The organism is Massilia sp. METH4 (assembly GCF_037094685.1).
Classification (GTDB): Bacteria; Pseudomonadota; Gammaproteobacteria; order Burkholderiales; family Burkholderiaceae_D; genus Rugamonas.
Window position 1 is genome coordinate 4,389,998 of the sequence record NZ_CP146614.1, and the last position, 18,684, is coordinate 4,408,681.

Genomic DNA, 18,684 nt, shown 5'->3' on the forward strand with positions numbered 1-18,684 from the left:
CCGCCGCCGGCATTCGCCGGCGGCTTTTCTCCAACAGCAGCGAAACGGCGCCACGCAGCGCCGTGGGGAGACACATCCGTGAAAACCATCCAATGCCTGTGCTGCGCCGCCCTGGTAGCCAGCACCGCGGCGCAAGCACAGGAAGAGGCGAGCTCGCCGCTCAAGGTCGGCGGCGCGATCCGTTTCAACTATGTCCACAAGAGCTGGCAGGACGACAAGCCGCGCGGCTTCTTCGGCCTCGACACGGCCCGCCTCGACGTCAAGTACGACGACGGCCAGGTGATCGGCTCCGCGCAATACCGCTACAACCGCTTCCCGACGGGGCAGGGCGGCTACTGGCAGCATTTCCTGCACCACGGCTGGGCCGGCGTGCGCTTCGCCGACAAGAGCGAGCTGCACGTGGGCGTCGATCGCAATCCGTTCGGCCTGTCGCCCTTCGCCTCGAACAATTTCTACGAGTCGATCGCGTTCTACGCGGGCTTCGAGGATAAATACGACCTCGGGGTGACGTACGCCAGCGCGCCCGGCCCGTTCCAGTGGCAGCTGGGTTTCTTCCCGCGCGACGGCGGTTCCTACGGCGGCGGCGACAACACGGCCGGGGCGTCGAACCGTTACTCGTACAACATCGTGCCGGACGACCCCGAGCAGGGCTATGGCACCGGGCAGAGCGACCGCGAACGCAATACCTTGATCGGCCGCGCCGCCTGGCAGTTCGGGAGCGCCGCGAAGCACGAGGCCGGTGTTTCCGCACTGGTGGGCGACATCCGCAACGGCGCCGGGCAAGACAGCCGCCGGCGCGCCTTTGCCTTACATTACAAGGGCACCTACGGCCCGGTCGGCGTGATGCTCGAAGCGCTACGCTACAACTACCGCACGCGCCACACGGCCACGCAGACCTACGGCGGGCTCGATCCGAACAGTTTCGTGATGATGGGCGCGTTCGGCTACCCATATCCAGTGGCCGCGAAAGGCGACATCTACATCGCCAACGTCAGCTACGACCTGCCCTGGAAGGTGGGGCCGTTCAACGGCTTCAAGGTCTACAACGACTGGTCGATGCTCAAGAAGCGCGTGGGCGGCTACCGCGACTCGACGCAGAACGTGACCGGCATGAGCTTCGCCGCCGGCAAATGGTTCTTCTATGCCGATTTCATGCTCGGCAAGCACCATCCGTACATGTCGCCGGACTTCGGCGGGCTGGCGTCCACGTCAGCGCAACACCAGGGGCATACCCGCCGCATCAACCTGCAGGCGGGGTATTACTTCTGACGCCGGCCGCGCTCGTCGCAATGCTCATCAAAGTCGTCGCAAAAAGACAAGTCCCGCCGGCGGCTTTGATCGAACATGAAGTCATGCCGTTGTCATAGATGAATGTCCACCAGAGTCATAGACCCAGCAAGAAAGCGACCGCAATGAACCGAACTCCCGACCTTCGCACCCTCCTGGAACGCCGCAAACCCGGCTACAGCCTGGAAGCGCCGTTCTACCTCGACCCTGCGGTGTTTGAACAGGACCTGAAACTGATCTTCGGCCGGCACTGGATCTATGCCGGGCCGGAAGCTGCCGTGCCGGAAGACGGCGACTTCTTCACCATCGACATCGGCAAGACCTCGATCCTGCTGGTGCGCGACGGCGACGGCGGCGTGAACGCCTTCCACAATGTCTGCCGCCACCGCGGCTCGCGGCTGTGCAACGAGCACAAGGGCGCCGTGGGCAACCTGGTGTGCCCCTACCACCAGTGGACCTACGACCTGAAGGGCGCACTGATGTTCGCCGAGCACATGGGCGACGACTTCGACCGCAAGACGCACAACCTGAAGCCCGTCCACCTGCGCAATATCGCTGGCCTGCTGTTCGTCTGCCTGGCCGACGAGCCGCCGGCGGACATCGACCTGCTGGCCGCTTCGATGACGCCGTATCTCGAACAGCACCGCGTGGCGGACTGCAAGGTGGCCGCGCAGATCGACATCGTGGAGAACTGCAACTGGAAGCTCACGATGGAAAACAACCGCGAGTGCTACCACTGCCGCGGCAGCCATCCGGAGCTGACCCGCTCGCTGTTCGAATACGGCTTCGGCTACGCGCCCACGCCGGAAACCTGCGACGGCATCAACGAATACAACCGCATCCTGGAAGAGCGGCACAAACAGTGGGAGGCGATGGGCTTGCCGAGCGCCGAGATCGACCACCTGGACGACCGCGTGACGGGCTTCCGCACCCAGCGCCTGCCGCTGGACCGTGGCGGCGAGGCGCAGACGATGAACGGCAAGGCCGCCAGCAGCAGGCGCCTGGGCGAATTCCAGCGCTCCGACCTGGGCGCGCTGTCGTTCTGGACGCAGCCGAACTCCTGGCATCACTTCATGGCCGACCACATCGTGACCTTCACGGTGCTGCCGATCGCCGTCGACAAGACGCTGGTACGCACCACCTGGCTGGTGCACAAGGACGCCGTCGAGGGCGTGGACTATGACGTGGCGAACCTGACCGCCGTGTGGAACGCCACCAACGCCCAGGACCGCCAGCTGTGCGAGCAGTCGCAAAGCGGCATCGCCAGCCCGGCCTACGAACCGGGGCCGTACTCGCCGTTCACCGAGGGGCTGGTGGAGAAATTCTGCAACTGGTACATCGGCCGCCTGTCGACGGAGATCGGGTGAGACCATGATGAACACGACGCTCGCCAACCTGGCCGTCCCGTGGGACGGCGACCGCGACGACACGCTCGTCTGCCGCGCCGTGCGCCGCGAAACGCACGACGTGAAGACCTTCGTCTTCTCGGCGCCGGAGCCGCGCCTGTTCCGCTACGCTCCCGGCCAGTTCATCACGCTGGAGCTGGAGATCGGCGGCCAGGCCGTGCAGCGCTGCTACACGCTGTCGTCCACGCCGTCGCGGCCGGACACGGTGTCGATCACCGTCAAGCGGGTGCCGGGCGGCGCTGTCTCGAACTGGCTGCACGACAACCTCGAAGCTGGCGCGAGGGTCAAGGTACGCGGCCCGACCGGCGCCTTCTCCTGCTTCCTCCAGCCGATGCCGCCGCGCCAGAAATACCTGTTCCTGTCGGCCGGCAGCGGCATCACGCCGCTGATGTCGATGGCGCGCGCCATGCACGACCTGGTGCAGGACGCCGACATCGCCTTCGTGCACAGCGCGCGCACGCCGGACGACATCATCTTCGCCCGCGAGCTGGAGCTGATGGCCTGCAACCGCGACGGCCTGTTCCGGCTCGGCACCGTGTGCGAGCGGCGTGGCGCGCAGCCCGCCTGGTCGGGCTTCAACGGCTTCCTGAACCTGGCCGTGCTGCAGAACGTGGCGCCCGATTACAAGGAACGCCTGGTGTTCACCTGCGGGCCAGCGCCCTACATGGCCGCCGTGCGCACGATGCTGGAAGGCGCGGGCTTCCCCATGGCGGCCTACCACGAAGAGAGCTTCTCGTTCGAGACGCTGGCACAGGAAGCCGATGAGGAAGCCGCCATCGAGGCAGGGGAGGGCGCCGGCTTCAAGGTCACCTTCAGCCGCAGCGGCGACGAGGTCGACTGCCCACCCGGCCAGACCATCCTCGCCGCCGCCAAGGCCGCCGGCGTGCGCCTGCCGATCTCGTGCACCCAGGGCCTGTGCGGCACCTGCAAGACGAAGATGGTGTCGGGCCAGGTGGACATGAAGCACTCGGGCGGCATCCGCCAGCGCGAGATCGACCAGGGCTGGATCCTGCCTTGCTGCAGCAAGCCGCTGGGTGACGTGGTGCTGGAGCGCTAGTGGCGCCGCGGCGCGGAAGCGCAGCCAGCGGCGGACGCATGCCGGTGTCAGACACTATTTCGGGCTGTAGCCCGAAATAGTGTCTGACACCGGTTTTCCCCCGAGTTCGCCGACCAGGGACGAGAAAACCGGTGTCGGACACCGGCAAGCCGGTGTCCGACACCAGGACGCTGTAACACTCATAACAAGGAGACATGCAATGCCGGAAAATCGTGGAGTCGTCTATATCGAACAGGGCAAGGTGGAGGTGCAGTCGATCCCCTTCCCGAAACTGGAAACGCCGAACGGGCGCAAGATCGGCCATGGCGTGATCCTGCGCGTGGTATCGACCAATATCTGCGGCTCGGACCAGCACATGGTGCGCGGCCGCACGACCGCGCCGGCCGGCCTCGTGCTCGGCCATGAGATCACCGGCGAGGTGATCGAGGTGGGTTCCGACGTGGAAACGCTGAAGGTGGGCGACCTCGTGTCGGTGCCGTTCAACGTGGCCTGCGGCCGCTGCCAGACCTGCAAGGAACAGCATACGGGCGTGTGCCTGTCCGTCAACCCGTCGCGCGCCGGCGGCGCCTACGGCTACGTGGACATGGGCGGCTGGATCGGCGGCCAGGCTGAATTCGTGATGGTGCCATATGCCGACTTCAACCTGCTGCGCTTCCCGGACAAGGCGCAGGCGATGACGAAGATCCGCGACCTCACTTGCCTGTCCGACATCCTGCCGACCGGCTTCCATGGCGCCGTCACGGCCGGCGTCGGTCCCGGTTCCACCGTGTACGTGGCCGGCGCCGGACCGGTGGGCCTGGCCGCCGCCGCGTCCGCACGACTGCTGGGCGCGGCCGTGGTGATCGTCGGCGACCTGAACCCGGCGCGCCTGGAGCACGCCCGCAAGGTGGGCTTCGAGACGGTCGACCTGTCGCAGGACGTAACGCTGGCCGACCAGATCGCCCAGATCCTCGGCACGCCGGAAGTCGATTGCGCGATCGATTGCGTGGGCTTCGAGGCGCGCGGCCATGGCCATGCCGGTGCCCAGCACGAGGCCCCCGCGACGGTGCTCAATTCGTTGATGGAGGTCACGCGCGCCGCCGGCAAGATCGGCATCCCGGGCCTGTACGTTACCGACGATCCGGGCGCGGTCGACCCGGCGGCCAAGCACGGCAGCCTGTCGATCCGCTTCGGCCTCGGCTGGGCCAAGTCGCACAGCTTCCATACGGGCCAGACGCCGGTGATGAAATACAACCGCCAGCTGATGCAGGCGATCCTGTGGGACCGCATCAACATCGCCGAGATCGTCGGCGTGCAGCTGATCACGCTCGACCAGGCACCGGAAGGCTATGCGGCCTTCGACGCCGGCGCGCCGAGGAAATTCGTGATCGATCCGCATCAGCTGCTGGCCGCTTGACGGGGAGTGTGCCGGAGCGCGTGCATGAACCCCAGCCTTGCGCTTGGGGGATGCATGCGCATCGGCCTGCCGAAGCGGGTGTACCATCCCATGCGGCTCATCGTATATGATGCGCTTCCCGTTTCCGGAGGCTCCCGTGCCCGCCCCAGACATCCGCGCCTTCACGCACTTCGGTTTCATCCCGCTGCCGAACTTCTCGATGATCGCGTTCACCAACGCGGTCGAAGTGCTGCGCATGGCCATGTACCTGGGCTACGAGACGCGCTACCGGTGGACGGTGCTCGGCCTCGACGGCCTCGATGCCACGGCCAGCAACGGCCTATCCGTTCCCACCCAGCGGCCCGACCCGGCCGACCTGCCCGACATTGTCTTCGTGTGCGGTGGCATCGACGTGGAAACCGCGACCGAGTCTCCCATGCTGGACTTCCTGCAAGCGCTGGCGGCCCAAGGCGTCGCCCTGGGCAGCCTGTGCACTGGCGCGCACGCGCTGGCGGCGGCCGGCCTGCTGGACGGCTATCGTTGCACCATCCATTGGGAAAACGCGCAATCGCTGGCCAAGGCTTTCCCGAAAGTCGACTTCGCCCAGGAACTCTTCGTCATCGACCGCGACCGTTACACGTGCAGCGGCGGCATCGCACCACTGGATATGATGCTGGGTATCGTCGCGCCCCGCCTGGGGCCCGCCGCGGTGGCGCTGATCGCCAGCCAGTTCATCCACGAGCACGTCCGCGAGGAGGGCGCTCGCCAGGCCGTGCCGCTGTCGGCGCGGCTCGCCCACGCCCAGCCGGCACTGCGCGACGCGGTGCAACTGATGGAAGCGAACCTGGGCGAACCGCTGGGCCTGGACGAACTGGCAAGGCTGGCCGGCACCTCGCCGCGCCACCTGCAGCGCCTGTTCAGGAAGGATCTGGGCGCGTCGCCGCTGCGCTATTACCTTGAATTGCGCCTGCACCGGGCGCGCGAACTGTTGCGCCAGACCGACCTGCCGCTGGCGCAGGTCGCCGCCGACTGCGGTTTCCGCACCGCCGCCGGCTTCAGCAAGGCGTATCGGGAAGTGTTCGAGATGGCCCCCGGCGCCGAGCGGCGCCAGCGGCACTGAGCCTAGCGCAGCACGACGGTACGCTGCCCGTTCAGGAACACGCGCCGCTCGACCTGCAGCTTGAGCGCGCGCGACAGCGCCAGGCATTCCATGTCCCGCCCCGTGGCGCGCAGCTGGTCCGGATCGTGGCTGTGGTCGACCCGCTCCACGACCTGCTCGATGATCGGCCCCTCGTCGAGGTCCGACGTGACATAGTGCGCGGTCGCTCCGATCAGCTTCACGCCGCGGCTGTGCGCCTGGTGGTATGGGCGCGCGCCCTTGAAGCCCGGCAGGAAGGAGTGGTGGATGTTGATGGCGCGGCCGGCCAGCCGGTCGCTCAGCTGCGTGGACAGGATCTGCATGTAGCGCGCCAGCACCACCAGGTCCGTTCCGGTGCGCTCGATCAGCGCGAGGAGGGCGGCTTCCTGCGCATCGCGCGTGTCGGGCGTGATCGGCAGGTGGTGAAAGGGAATGTCGTGCGCGATGGCCAGCGGCCTCAGGTCCGGGTGGTTCGAGACCACCGCCACGATATCGACCTTCAATTCGCCGAGCCGCCAGCGGTACAGCAGGTCGTTCAGGCAGTGATCCAGCTTCGAGACCATGATCATCACCCGCGGGCGCTGCGCCGCGTCGCTGATCGCCCAGTCCATGGCGAAGCGCTCGCCGATCGGCGCGAAACCTTCGCGCAAGTCCCCGAGGGCCAGCGCACTCGATGTGGGGTGGAACACGAAGCGGGCGAAGAAGCGCTGTTCCAGCTTGTCGTCGTAGGCGGCGATATCGTCGATATAGCAGCCGCGCTGCTCGAGGAAGGCCGTGACGGCGGCCACTTGCCCCGCCGAACTGGCGCAGGACAGGGTGAGGATATGGGTCGGTTCCGCGTTTGGCATGGTGGTCGGGTTCTCGGTAGGGAAGGTCGGTCCCATTACACCGCATGGCCTGCCGCGGGGCCGTCATGGGAGCGCCAGCGGCTTGTACGATTGCGACGCGATCAAGGCGCACGGCGCGATACGTTTGCGACAAGGGCGACTTGGCGCCGCCGGACAAGCCGATGTCGCTTTCAGTCACAGCCGCCGCCGGCGCCCCTCTACAATCGGGGCTCGACCGACACTGTGGAGAGAGTGACATGGATATGCTGGAAGCCACCGCCGAGGGCGGCCTGTGGGACTTGTTTGCCGGGCAGAACTGGGCATTCGAGGCGGTCGAGCACGACCCCGTGTTCACCATCGAGGAAGCGCTGGCCGCCGTGCCGCACCTGGGCGGGGTGAAGACGAAGAACGTGTTCGTCCGCGACGGCAAGGGCCAGCGCCACATCCTCGTCATCGTGCCCCATGACCGGCGCGTGGACATGGCCGAACTGGGCCGCCAGCTGCCGGCCACGCGCCTCAGCATGGCCTCGGCCGAGCGCCTGCAGCGCCATCTCGGCGTCACGCCGGGCGCGGTCAGCATCTTCGCCATCGTCAACGACAAGGACCATGCGGTCGAACTCGTGATCGACGAAGCCGTGTGGAAGGCCGACAAGGTGCAGGGGCACCCGCTGCGCAATACCTCCACGATGGCGGTGCCGCACGCCACGCTGGAAGCCTTCCTGGCCTACACGGGCCACGAACCGCGCGTGATGCGGGTGCCGTGATGGACCTGCTCGGCGGGCGCCAGGGCCCGGTGATCGCCATCTCGAACCTCGATACCCGCCTGCGCGTGGGGATCTGGGACCACGAACGTGAATTCCAGCCCGTGCACGTGAACCTCGTCATCGTGCCGGATCCGCACCGCTTCAGCCCCGGCGGCGGCGGCATCGATTACCGGCCGATCGTGCGCTGGGTGACGGAGGAATGGCCGGAGGCGCCGCACACGCCGCTGCTGGAAACCAGGCTGCGCGAACTGATCGACTTCGTGTTCGCCAGCGACCTCGGGGTGACGTGGCTGGATGCCGCGCTGTCCAAGCCGCGGGCCTGCCCGCAGGCGCGCGGCGTTGGCGTGCGCATGGCACTGTCGCGCAATGAACATGCGGCGCTGTTCCCGGCCGATTCAGGAAACACTGCGGGTGACACCGCGAAGGATGCAACTTGTACGGTATCGCAAAGACGTTCGGCCCGCTCTACCTGGCTACGCTGATGATGCAGGTGGGGGCGACCCTGCTGATCACCTTCCTGGCCCTGCGCGCCAGCGGCGCCGGCGCGGACGACTTCCAGGTCGGCGCGCTGATGGCCGCGCACGCCCTCGGCATGGTCGGCGGAGCCGGCGTCGGCCGGCTGCTGATCGCGCGGCTCGGGCACGTGCGTGCCTATGTCGCCAGTGCCGGCATCATCCTGCTGGCCGTGCTGGGCCACGCCGCCAGCGCGGCCTTGCCGCTGTGGCTCGTGCTGCGCGTGATCGTGGGTGTGGCGACGATCTGCCAGTGGATGGTGCTGGAGAGCTGGCTGAACGACCGCGCCGACAGCCGGCAGCGCGGCACGGTGCTCGCCATCTACATGATCGCCACCTATGGCGGCATGATGCTGGGCCAGCTCGCGGTGGGGCTCGACGACGCGGCGGGCACCTATGCGTATCCCGCGGTGGCGCTGGCTTTCGTGCTGGCGCTCGTGCCGCTTGCCATCACGCGGGCGCAGCCGCCTTCGGCGACAGCCTCGCAGCGTGTTCCGCTCGGCTCTCTGGTGCGGGGCCTGGCACAACCGCTCGGCACGGTGTTCGTGTCGGGCACGCTGAATGGTTCCTTCTTCGGCCTGGCCGCCCTCTATGCGGCCCACCAGGGCATGGATGCGGCGGCCGTCGGCCGCTATCTTGCGTTCACCGTCGTGGCCGGCCTGCTGGCGCAGCTGCCGCTGGGCTGGCTGTCGGACCGCGTCTGCCGGGTCACGCTGATCCGGGGCATCGCCGTGGCGCTGGCGCTGGCCTGCCTGCCGCTGGGCCTGTACCAGGGATTCTCGCCCACGACGCTGCTCGTCTTTGCGTTCGCGATCGGCAGCCTGCAATTCTGCATGTATCCGCTTGGGGCCGGCCTGGCCAACGAACGGATCGCCCCGCACCTGCGCGTGCCGCTGGCGGGCCTGCTGCTGACCGTGTTCGGCGTCGGCTCCTGCCTCGGGCCGCTGCTGGCCGGTGCACTGATGTCGCTGGCAGGCGCGCCCAGCCTGTATTGCTTCCTGGCCGCGTGCGCCGCCGGGCTGGCGGTATTCATGGGGCAGGCGCGGGTGGTCGGCGCGCAGCCCGACAGGGCTTGACCGACAGCGGTTTTTCGCAGCGTCGAATGACGTTTCGCATCGTGAAATATGGCGCTTCGCTTTTTGGCGGCATCCTTACCGTTCCGTAAAAGATCTTGCCGCATTATGAAACGAGTGATCCAAGTAGATGATTTTAAAGGATTAAAAAGCTTCACTTCAACTCTTATATAAGACATGAGACTCGAGTGCGCCTGCCGTAAGATGTATCCAACGGCCCGGCATTCGGCAGCGCTGCCGACAGCGACGGGAAGCAAATTTCGATACCAGCCTCAGGAGCCTTACCATGTCCCAATACCAGAACGATATCCAGTCCATCACCGCCCTGAAACAGCAGGAAGGCAGCGGCTGGAATGCCATCAATCCCGAGTCCGCCGCACGCATGCGTGCGCAGAACCGCTTCAAGACGGGCCTGGACATCGCCCGCTACACGGCCGGCATCATGCGCCGCGACATGGCCGCCTACGATGCCGATTCCAGCAAGTACACGCAGTCACTCGGCTGCTGGCACGGCTTCATCGGCCAGCAGAAGCTCATCTCCATCAAGAAGCACTTCAACAGCACCGATCGCCGCTACCTGTACCTGTCGGGCTGGATGATCGCCGCGCTGCGCTCGGAATTCGGCCCGCTGCCGGACCAGTCGATGCATGAAAAGACTGCCGTGCCCGCGCTGATCCGCGAGCTGTACACCTTCCTGCGCCAGGCCGATGCGCGCGAACTGGGCGGCCTGTTCCGCCAGCTCGACGCTGCCGAAGGCCCGGCCCGCGCCGCGATCCAGGAAAAGATCGACAACTTCGTCACCCACGTGGTGCCGATCATCGCCGACATCGACGCCGGCTTCGGCAACGCCGAGGCGACGTACCTGCTGGCCAAGCAGATGATCGAGGCGGGCGCCTGCTGCATCCAGCTCGAGAACCAGGTCTCCGACGAGAAGCAGTGCGGCCACCAGGACGGCAAGGTCACCGTGCCGCACGAGGACTTCCTGGCCAAGATCCGCGCCGTGCGCTATGCCTTCCTGGAGCTGGGCGTGGACGATGGCGTCATCGTGGCGCGCACCGACTCGCTGGGCGCCGGCCTGACGAAGCAGATCGCCTACACCCGCGAACCGGGCGACCTGGGCGACCAGTACAACAGCTTCCTGGACGTGGAAGAAATCCCGGCCGACCAGCTGGCCAACGGCGACGTGGTGATCAAGCGCGAGGGCAAGCTGCTGCGCCCGAAACGCCTGCCGAGCAACCTGTTCCAGTTCCGCGAAGGCACCGGCGAGGCGCGCTGCGTGCTCGACTGCATCACCTCGCTGCAGAACGGCGCCGACCTGCTGTGGATCGAAACCGAGAAGCCGCACATCGCGCAGATCGGCGGCATGGTCAAGGAAATCCGCAAGGTGATCCCGAACGCCAAGCTGGTGTACAACAACAGCCCGTCGTTCAACTGGACGCTGAACTTCCGCCAGCAGGTGTTCGACGGCATGAAGGAACGCGGCGAAGACGTGTCGGCCTACGAACGCTCGCAGCTGATGAGCGCCGAGTACGACGCGACCGAACTGGCGCGCGAAGCCGACGAGCGCATCCGCACCTTCCAGGCCGACGCGGCCCGCGAGGCAGGCATCTTCCACCACCTGATCACGCTGCCGACGTACCACACGGCCGCGCTGTCGACCGACAACCTGGCCAAGGAATACTTCGGCGAGCAGGGCATGCTGGGCTACGTGGCCGGCGTGCAGCGCAAGGAAATCCGCCAGGGCATCGCCTGCGTGAAGCACCAGAACATGTCCGGTTCCGACATCGGCGACGACCACAAGGAATACTTCAGCGGCGAAGCGGCGCTGAAGGCTTCGGGCAAGCTCAATACGATGAACCAGTTCTGACCGATCGCGGGGCCGCTGCGTCAACAGCGGCCCTGTTGCCATCCACGGCGTGCGTGCATGCTCCTCCGCGAACGCCGTGCCATACAGCCTGCCGGCAGTGCCAGCGATGTGGGGTCGCCGGCGCAGCCATCGGGTACCTGCGTGGAGCGCTCACTCCGCGCTTTCGGCGCCGTCGCCCTGCCTGGGCACGGCGCCCTTTTCGTTTCCGGGCAGCCCTTGCGCCGGATCGCATGAAAACACAAGGTATAATCCCGCGCTGGGCGCGCCACGACAGTGCACTGCTTGCCGGTCCGGATGATATCCGTCGATGCGCGGGCACCCCCGCAAGCCTCCCGATGAGCAAGACATGAAGCCCTGTCCGGACAGGGCTTTTCTGTTTCCCCGCCGCCGCATGGCTGAGCCGCCGCACCGACATCAATCATCAGCACCAACTGGAATTCGCATGGAAATCAAGGTCAACTTTCTCGACAAGCTTCGCCTGGAAGCGAAGTTCGACGACTTCACGGTCATCGCCGACCAGCCGATCCGCTACAAGGGCGACGGCTCGGCGCCGGGCCCGTTCGATTACTTCCTGGCGTCGTCGGCCCTGTGCGCCGCCTACTTCGTGAAGCTGTACTGCGATACCCGCAATATCCCCACCGAGCATATCCGGCTGTCGCAGAACAATATCGTCGACCCCGAGAACCGCTACCAGCAGATCTTCAAGATCCAGGTCGAGCTGCCGCCCGATATCTCGGAAAAGGACCGCCAGGGCATCCTGCGCTCGATCGACCGCTGCACGGTGAAGAAGGTGGTGCAGCAGGGGCCGGAGTTCGTGATCGAGGAAGTGGAAAACCTCGACGCCGACGCGCAGGCGCTGCTGACGCTGAAGCCGGAAGGCAGCACCTTTATTCCCGGCAAGGACCTGCCGCTGGAACAGACGATCGCCAACATGTCCGGGCTGCTGGCCGGCCTGGGCATCAAGATCGAAATCGCCTCGTGGCGCAATATCGTGCCCAACGTCTGGTCGCTGCATATCCGCGACGCGCATTCGCCGATGTGCTTCACGAACGGCAAGGGCGCCACGAAGGAAAGCGCGCTGGCCTCGGCCCTGGGCGAATACATCGAGCGCCTGAACAACAATCACTTCTACGCCGGCGCGTTCTGGGGCGAGGACATCGCCAACGCGCCCTTCGTGCATTACCCGAACGAGCGCTGGTTCAAGCCCGGCCGGAAGGGCGCGCTGCCGCCCGAGATCCTCGACGACTACTGCCGGGAGATCTACGACCCCGACGGCGAGCTGCTGGGCACCCACCTGTACGACACCAATTCCGGCAACGTGGAGCGCGGCATCTGCTCGCTGCCGTTCGTGCGGCAGTCCGATGGCGCGACCGTGTATTTCCCGTCGAACCTCGTGGAAAACCTGTACGCCAGCAATGGCATGAGCGCCGGTAACACGCTGGCCGAGGCCCAGGTGCAGTGCCTGTCCGAGATCTTCGAGCGGGCCGTGAAGCGCGAGATCCTCGAAGGCGAGATCGCCTTGCCCGACGTGCCGCAGGAAGTGCTGGCCAGGTATCCCGCCATCGTGGCCGGCATCCGCGGCCTGGAGGAGCAGGGCTTCCCCGTGCTGGTCAAGGACGCGTCGCTGGGCGGCGTGTACCCGGTCATGTGCGTAACCCTGATGAATCCGCGCACCGGCGGCGTGTTCGCCTCGTTCGGCGCACATCCCAGCTTCGAGGTGGCGCTGGAGCGCAGCCTGACGGAATTGCTCCAGGGCCGCAGCTTCGAAGGCTTGAACGACCTGCCGGCGCCCACCTTCGCCAGCGAGGCGGTGCAGGAACCCTACAACTTCGTCGAGCACTTCATCGATTCGAGCGGCGTGGTGTCCTGGCGCTTCTTCAGCGCCAGGGCCGACTACGACTTCGTCGAATGGGATTTTTCGGGGCACGGCGAGGATTCGAACGCCCAGGAAGCGGCAACGCTGCTGGGCATGCTCGAAGAAGCCGGCAAGGAAGTCTACATGGCCGTGTACGACGAACTGGGGGCCACGGCCTGCCGCATCCTCGTGCCCGGTTATTCCGAGGTGTATCCGGTCGAAGACCTGGTGTGGGACAACACCAACAAGTCGCTGCTGTTCCGTGAAGACATCCTGAACCTGCACCGCCTCGATGACGAGCGCCTGGCCGATCTGCTCGACCGCCTGGAAAACAACGAGCTGGACGAGTACTCCGACATCGCCACCCTGATCGGCATCGAATTCGACGAGAACACGGACTGGGGCCAGTTGACGGTGCTGGAATTGCGCCTCCTGATCAACCTCGCCCTGAAGCGCTTCGAGGAAGCCCGCGAGCTGGTCGGCGCCTTCCTGCAATATAACGACAACACCGTGGAACGCCGCCTGTTCTACCAGGCGCTGAACGTGGTGCTGGAAGTGACCCTCGACGATGAGCTGGAAATGGCCGACTACGAGGCCAACTTCCGCCGCATGTTCGGCAACCCGCGCATGGACGCGGCGCTCGGTTCCATCGACGGCACCGTGCGCTTTCATGGGCTCACGCCGACCAGCATGGCGCTGGAAGGGCTGGACCGCCACCATCGCCTGATCGACAGCTACCGCAAACTGCACGTGGCGCGCGCCGCCGCGGCCGGGAGAAAGCAATGACCGTCTTCGCCATGCCCGTGTTCGACGCCACCGTCGTCTTCGAGGGCCAGGAACTGTTCAAGGGCCGCGGCGCGGCCAGCATGTGGGCCGAGAAGCTGGCCGCCGAGCTGGGCAGCCCCGTCACCGTCGAAAAGATCGGCACGGGCTGGGCCCTGTGCGGCAATGTGGACGGTACCGACTGCCGCTGGGGCATTCTCGGGCAGCGCCTGAAGCGGATGGAGTAGGAGATTCATTCCGGCCTGGAGGCTGCCCAGGCAGGGACAGGCCGATTGATGCGGGGTTGACACACCTATCCACCGCCTCACGCAACTAAAGTTGCGGTATGGAATCATTGGTGTTACTGTTGGTCTCGTCGGAACAGCCCAGCAAGCGCATTCCGACGCCGTAGTGCGCCCGCACGCGCAGGATGGCCGGCATCCGATGCCGCGCACATCGACCTCCCGAACCGCTCGCACCCGCGACCCATCGTTCGTTCCCGACACCTCTGCATAGAGCCATCCGCTGGACGATGAACGCCATGCCACAACCCGACTTTCCGACCCTTGGCGCCATCTGGTCGACAGGCGCCGACGGCGCCTTCCGTTCCCTGCACGAACACCATCCCGGCCTGCTCGGCGCGGCTGCTGGGCAACGGCTGGTGGACTGGCTGGCGAACGAACGCCTGCGGGCAGACTCCGTTCACGTTGCCGCGCTGGGCGCCGCGCTCGCGGCGGGCGAGGCGTTCCAGCAGCCATTGCGGCTGGTCGCGGTGGACGGGCATGTCCGCCATCTGCTCGTGACGGGGATTCCGGCGGGCGAGGGCACCGTGTGCTTCAGCGGCGCGATCATCGACCTGACGGCGCACCAGCACGCGCTCGACGGGGCACGGCGCAGCGCCGCCGAACACCGCCTGATCATCGACCATAGCGACGACCTGATCGCGCACTGCGGAGCGGACGGGCGCTACCTGCACATCTCTGCTTCGTACACCCGCCTGTTCGGATGGCGGCCGGAACAGATGATCGGCCGGCCCGTCATCGATTTCCTGCATCCGGACGACCAGGGTGCCGCGCGCGCCGCGCTCGAGTATCTGGTCACCCCTGAAGCCAGGCCGCTCGTGACCGAGGTGCGCAAGCGCAGCGCCAGCGGCGAATACATACAGCTCAGCACGAAGACCTGCCCCATCTTCGACCCGGCCGACGGCCGCAGTCTCGGCATGGTACTGGTTTCCCGCGACATCACCGAAGAGCAGGAGATGCGGCGCCAGCTGCAGGCCATGGCGCGCGACAAGCTGGCGCTGGTGGAGAGCATCAACGACGGGTTCTTTTCCGTGAATGCCGACTGGGTCATCACCTACTGCAACCAGCGGGCGGCGGCGTTCGTGGGCGCCGGTCGCGAAGCGGTACTGGGCAAGCGCGTCTGGGATGTGGCTCCCGGGCTCGCCGAATCCGTCGTCGGCGCAAACCTGCGGCAGGCGATGGCCACGCGCCAGAGCATCAGTTTCGAGGAATTCTACGAGCCCAACGGCGTCTGGCTGAGCGAGCGGATCTATGCGTATGCGGATGGCCTGTCGGTGTTCTTCCACGATATCTCCGAGCGCAAGGTCGCGGAAGCGAAGCTCGAAGAGCTGGCCACCCGCGACAGCCTGACGGGATTGCCGAACCGGGCGTGGATCAACGAGCGCATCGATGCGATGCTGGCCTCGCCCGAGAGCCGGGCGCTGACCACGGTCTTCTTCATCGACCTGAACCGCTTCAAGGAGATCAACGATTCAATGGGCCATGCCACGGGCGATATCCTGCTGCGGCAGGTCAGCGAACGGCTCAAGAAATGCATGCGCCCCGGCGACGCGGTGGCGCGCCTGGGGGGCGACGAATTCGTCGTCGCGGCAAGCTGCGTGGGCCGTGAAGCCGCGACGGCGATCGCGCAGCGGCTGCTGACGGCCTTGCGGGCACCGTTCCACGCCGACGGCCTCGAAATGTCGATCGGCGCCTCGATCGGCATCTGCCAGGCCTCGGGCGACGCGGCAAGCACGCAGCAGCTGTTCCAGAGCGCGGACACCGCGATGTACAAGGCCAAGGCGGCCGGCACCGGCTCGTTCGAATTCTTCGAGCCGTCGATGTGCGCCGAGGCGAAGCGGCGGCTGCAGCTGGAGATGGCCCTGAACCGGGCGCTGGACCTGCAACAGTTCCAGGTGCATTACCAGCCGCGGATCGACCTGCGCCGCAGGCGCGTGCTCGGCATGGAAGCGCTGCTGCGCTGGCACCATCCGGAACTGGGCCACGTCTCGCCGCTCGAATTCATTCCGCTGGCGGAGGAGCGCGGCCAGATCGAGGCCATCGGGGCCTGGGTGCTCGGCGAGGCATGCCGCAGCCTCAAGCGCCTCGAGGAGCGTTTCGGGCTCGGGCTCAGCGTGTCCATCAACGTCTCGGCGCGCCAGCTGCGCTCCTGCGCCTTTGCAGACCAGGTGCTGCATGCGGTGAACGGGGCGGGGCTGTCGCCGGGCTCCGTCGAACTGGAAGTGACGGAAAGCGCGCTGATCGTCGACCTGGCGCAGTCGGCCGAGACGCTGCTCGGGCTGAAGCAGCAGGGCATCAAGCTGTCGCTGGACGATTTCGGCACCGGCTACTCGAGCATGTCCTACCTCCGGCAACTGCCGGTGGACGTGCTCAAGCTCGACCGTACTTTCGTCAACCAGGATGTGAACGACCTGGGTCTCGTATCGGCAATGATCGACATGGCGCATGCGCTCGATCTTTCCGTGGTGGCGGAAGGGATCGAAAGCGTGGAGCTCATGGAAAAGCTGCAAGCGATCGGTTGCGACGAAGGGCAGGGATACCTGTTCGCGAAACCGATGCCGCTTGCCGACATCGAACGGTACCTGGCCGAGGTCGGGGAAAGCGCGCGCTGACTGGTGGCCGGCGGCTCCGCGCGCTATGCGGACCTGCTTCGCGGGTGCCACGCGCGCGGCCGGAAAGCGGCGCGGCGGACCGGCGCGCTGGCCACGCGCCAGCCCAGCCACGCCATCGGACCGAAGGCGAGATTGAGGTCGAGGACCTGGAACCAGAAGGGCGCGTCGAGCACCAGCACGCTGGCGATGCCGGCCGACAGGAAGGTGAAGCCGATGGCGAGCGCGCTGATGAGCCCATGGCCCGGCGCCAGCCGCGCCGCCACCGCGGCACCGGCAAAGGCCCCGGCGGCATGCGCGGCGAGCAGGGCCGGATAGGCCATCGAGCCCGGCACGGCCATCGCCGCGATGAAGCGTTCGGCCAGCAGGCTGCCTTCCTCGGGCAGCGGCAGCGGCAGGCCGGCCATGGCGAGGATCGCCGCGCCGACGGCGAGGCCCGCGCAGCAACCCGCGATGAAGGCGAGAAGGGTGGAGAGCAATTGGCGCATGGGCATCCTCAGTCAATTCTTGTAGCGTGGTTCGGTTGCACGCTACAGGGTGAATATGTCCGGCGTATGACTTGAGGAAGCGGCGGCACGCCAAGGAAGCACCCGGATTCTCCAGTCCCGTGCATCCCAGGTATCCACCAAAGCAATACCCCCGACAGCGCAAAGTGATTGACGCGAAGGATGGCGGTTAATAATATAACCGTAATTCTGATTTTACTTAGAAGCGTCCAAACACTCATCAGCAAAGGGCTTCCCATGCGTTTCTCCGTCTTCCTCAACGCGCGCACGATGCGTGCCGACGCCGACAAGCAACTGATCACCGACCTGGAGGAGCACGCCCTGCTGGCCGGCGAACTGGGCTTCGACGCCATCTTCCTGCCCGACCACCATTTCAACGGCTACATGCCGGTGGCCAGCGACAGCTACATGTTCGCCTCCTACCTGGCGGCCAAGCTGCCGGACATGCATTTCGGCTTTTCCGTCACGTCGGTGCCGCTGCACCACCCGGTGCGTTTCGTCGAACGCATCAACATCCTCGACCACCTGACGAAGGGCAAGCTGCTGGTCGGCATCGGCTCGGGCACCACGCCGGAAGAGATGATCGGCTTCGGCGTGAACTACAAGGATGCCGGCCGCATCGCCGAGGAAAACCTGCAGGCGGCCGAAGCGCTGTGGAACAAGACGGTCGATGACGCGCCGGTCGAGCTGGATGGCTTCCACAAGGGCCGCGTGCTGCAGCGCATCGCGCCGGCGCCGTATGGCGAAAAGCATGCGCGGCTGATGCCGGTGGCGATGAAGGAAAGCAGCACCACGCGCGCGGCCGTCAACGGCTGGCCGGCCTTTATCCCCGCGTTCACGCCGCCGAAGATCGGCGGCACGGAACCGCTCAGCCACGTCAAAAAATACTTCCGCAGCTACCACGAGCAGCTGCTGGCCGCCGGCCACCCGGCCGACACGGTGGCCGATGCGCTGTCGTGGACCACGCACAGCTACCAGTGCGTGCACCTGGCGCCCACCGACGAACAGGCGCACAAGGAAGTGCTGGAAATCCTGACCTCGTACCAGGAAGCCATCGAACGCGAGGCGGCCTTCAACGCCAGGGCCGAAGCGGACGAGGCAAACCGGAAGACCGACCGCACGAACAACGCGCTGACCGAGGAATGGATGGCCACCTGGTGCCTGTACGGCAGCCCGGAAACCGTGATCGGGAAACTGCGGGACTACCAGGAAGTCGGCATCGGCAATATCCTGTGCGGCACGGTGACCGGCCCGTTGACGGAAAAGCGCCTGGCCTATGCGAACCAGACGCTGCGCCTGCTGGCCGAACACGTGCTGCCAGCCTTCAAGTGACGCGCCGCCTGC

Annotated in this window: 15 protein-coding genes; 13 read left to right on the forward strand and 2 right to left on the reverse strand. The window is 66.2% G+C overall.

Annotated elements, in window-relative coordinates:
* Positions 1 to 78 precede the first annotated feature (78 nt).
* The 5 genes from V6Z91_RS19355 (at position 79) to V6Z91_RS19375 (ending at position 6,245) form a co-directional block, all read left to right on the forward strand.
* Positions 79 to 1,269, forward strand: coding sequence for a hypothetical protein (locus V6Z91_RS19355; protein ID WP_338759834.1), 1,191 nt, complete (start codon positions 79 to 81; stop codon positions 1,267 to 1,269).
* Between the two features lie 143 nt (positions 1,270 to 1,412).
* Positions 1,413 to 2,654, forward strand: coding sequence for an aromatic ring-hydroxylating dioxygenase subunit alpha (locus V6Z91_RS19360; RefSeq protein WP_338759837.1), 1,242 nt, complete (start codon positions 1,413 to 1,415; stop codon positions 2,652 to 2,654).
* A 4-nt stretch (positions 2,655 to 2,658) separates the two neighbouring features.
* Positions 2,659 to 3,750, forward strand: a complete 1,092-nt coding sequence (locus tag V6Z91_RS19365; RefSeq protein WP_338759840.1) for a hybrid-cluster NAD(P)-dependent oxidoreductase — start codon at positions 2,659 to 2,661, stop codon at positions 3,748 to 3,750.
* Positions 3,751 to 3,949: 199 nt separating this feature from the next.
* Complete coding sequence (gene fdhA, locus V6Z91_RS19370; RefSeq protein ID WP_338759842.1) at positions 3,950 to 5,146, forward strand: formaldehyde dehydrogenase, glutathione-independent; 1,197 nt, start codon at positions 3,950 to 3,952, stop codon at positions 5,144 to 5,146.
* 136 nt (positions 5,147 to 5,282) lie between these two features.
* Entirely contained in the window at positions 5,283 to 6,245 is a 963-nt protein-coding gene (locus V6Z91_RS19375) for a GlxA family transcriptional regulator (protein WP_338759844.1), read from the forward strand.
* A 2-nt stretch (positions 6,246 to 6,247) separates the two neighbouring features.
* On the opposite strand, the gene purU is transcribed toward V6Z91_RS19375, so the two are convergent.
* Entirely contained in the window at positions 6,248 to 7,111 is an 864-nt protein-coding gene (gene purU, locus V6Z91_RS19380; RefSeq protein ID WP_338759846.1) for a formyltetrahydrofolate deformylase, read from the reverse strand.
* A gap of 236 nt (positions 7,112 to 7,347) precedes the next feature.
* Here purU and V6Z91_RS19385 point away from each other — a divergent pair, with 236 nt between their 5' ends.
* The 7 genes from V6Z91_RS19385 (at position 7,348) to V6Z91_RS19415 (ending at position 16,837) form a co-directional block, all read left to right on the forward strand.
* Positions 7,348 to 7,854: a prolyl-tRNA synthetase associated domain-containing protein gene (locus V6Z91_RS19385; protein WP_338759849.1), complete on the forward strand. Its 507-nt coding sequence runs from the start codon at positions 7,348 to 7,350 to the stop codon at positions 7,852 to 7,854.
* A complete protein-coding gene (locus V6Z91_RS19390; protein ID WP_338759852.1) occupies positions 7,851 to 8,336 on the forward strand; it encodes a hypothetical protein in 486 nt (161 codons plus the stop codon). Before V6Z91_RS19385 ends, V6Z91_RS19390 begins: the two co-directional genes overlap by 4 nt.
* Complete coding sequence (locus V6Z91_RS19395; protein ID WP_338759855.1) at positions 8,288 to 9,442, forward strand: MFS transporter; 1,155 nt, start codon at positions 8,288 to 8,290, stop codon at positions 9,440 to 9,442. Before V6Z91_RS19390 ends, V6Z91_RS19395 begins: the two co-directional genes overlap by 49 nt.
* Before the next feature lie 283 nt (positions 9,443 to 9,725).
* A complete protein-coding gene (locus V6Z91_RS19400; RefSeq protein ID WP_338759858.1) occupies positions 9,726 to 11,306 on the forward strand; it encodes an isocitrate lyase in 1,581 nt (526 codons plus the stop codon).
* A 442-nt stretch (positions 11,307 to 11,748) separates the two neighbouring features.
* A complete protein-coding gene (locus V6Z91_RS19405; RefSeq protein ID WP_338759861.1) occupies positions 11,749 to 13,947 on the forward strand; it encodes an OsmC domain/YcaO domain-containing protein in 2,199 nt (732 codons plus the stop codon).
* Entirely contained in the window at positions 13,944 to 14,171 is a 228-nt protein-coding gene (locus V6Z91_RS19410) for a hypothetical protein (RefSeq protein ID WP_338759864.1), read from the forward strand. The genes V6Z91_RS19405 and V6Z91_RS19410 overlap by 4 nt, the downstream gene beginning before the upstream one ends.
* A gap of 293 nt (positions 14,172 to 14,464) precedes the next feature.
* Positions 14,465 to 16,837 (forward strand): EAL domain-containing protein, encoded by a 2,373-nt coding sequence (locus tag V6Z91_RS19415; protein WP_338759867.1) that lies wholly within the window; start codon positions 14,465 to 14,467, stop codon positions 16,835 to 16,837.
* A gap of 23 nt (positions 16,838 to 16,860) precedes the next feature.
* On the opposite strand, the gene V6Z91_RS19420 is transcribed toward V6Z91_RS19415, so the two are convergent.
* Complete coding sequence (locus V6Z91_RS19420; protein ID WP_338759870.1) at positions 16,861 to 17,322, reverse strand: hypothetical protein; 462 nt, start codon at positions 17,320 to 17,322, stop codon at positions 16,861 to 16,863.
* A 255-nt stretch (positions 17,323 to 17,577) separates the two neighbouring features.
* Between V6Z91_RS19420 and V6Z91_RS19425 the strand changes: the two genes are divergently transcribed.
* Positions 17,578 to 18,672, forward strand: a complete 1,095-nt coding sequence (locus V6Z91_RS19425; protein ID WP_338759873.1) for an LLM class flavin-dependent oxidoreductase — start codon at positions 17,578 to 17,580, stop codon at positions 18,670 to 18,672.
* Positions 18,673 to 18,684: the final 12 nt, after the last annotated feature.

Coding starts and splice junctions, on each gene's coding strand:
- V6Z91_RS19405 (WP_338759861.1), top strand. CDS start 11,749: ATGGAAATCAAGGTCAACTTTCTCGACAAGCTTCGCCTGGAAGCGAAG.
- V6Z91_RS19385 (WP_338759849.1), top strand. CDS start 7,348: ATGGATATGCTGGAAGCCACCGCCGAGGGCGGCCTGTGGGACTTGTTT.
- purU (WP_338759846.1), bottom strand. CDS start 7,111: ATGCCAAACGCGGAACCGACCCATATCCTCACCCTGTCCTGCGCCAGT.
- V6Z91_RS19420 (WP_338759870.1), bottom strand. CDS start 17,322: ATGCGCCAATTGCTCTCCACCCTTCTCGCCTTCATCGCGGGTTGCTGC.
- fdhA (WP_338759842.1), top strand. CDS start 3,950: ATGCCGGAAAATCGTGGAGTCGTCTATATCGAACAGGGCAAGGTGGAG.
- V6Z91_RS19410 (WP_338759864.1), top strand. CDS start 13,944: ATGACCGTCTTCGCCATGCCCGTGTTCGACGCCACCGTCGTCTTCGAG.
- V6Z91_RS19425 (WP_338759873.1), top strand. CDS start 17,578: ATGCGTTTCTCCGTCTTCCTCAACGCGCGCACGATGCGTGCCGACGCC.
- V6Z91_RS19365 (WP_338759840.1), top strand. CDS start 2,659: ATGATGAACACGACGCTCGCCAACCTGGCCGTCCCGTGGGACGGCGAC.
- V6Z91_RS19415 (WP_338759867.1), top strand. CDS start 14,465: ATGCCACAACCCGACTTTCCGACCCTTGGCGCCATCTGGTCGACAGGC.
- V6Z91_RS19360 (WP_338759837.1), top strand. CDS start 1,413: ATGAACCGAACTCCCGACCTTCGCACCCTCCTGGAACGCCGCAAACCC.
- V6Z91_RS19400 (WP_338759858.1), top strand. CDS start 9,726: ATGTCCCAATACCAGAACGATATCCAGTCCATCACCGCCCTGAAACAG.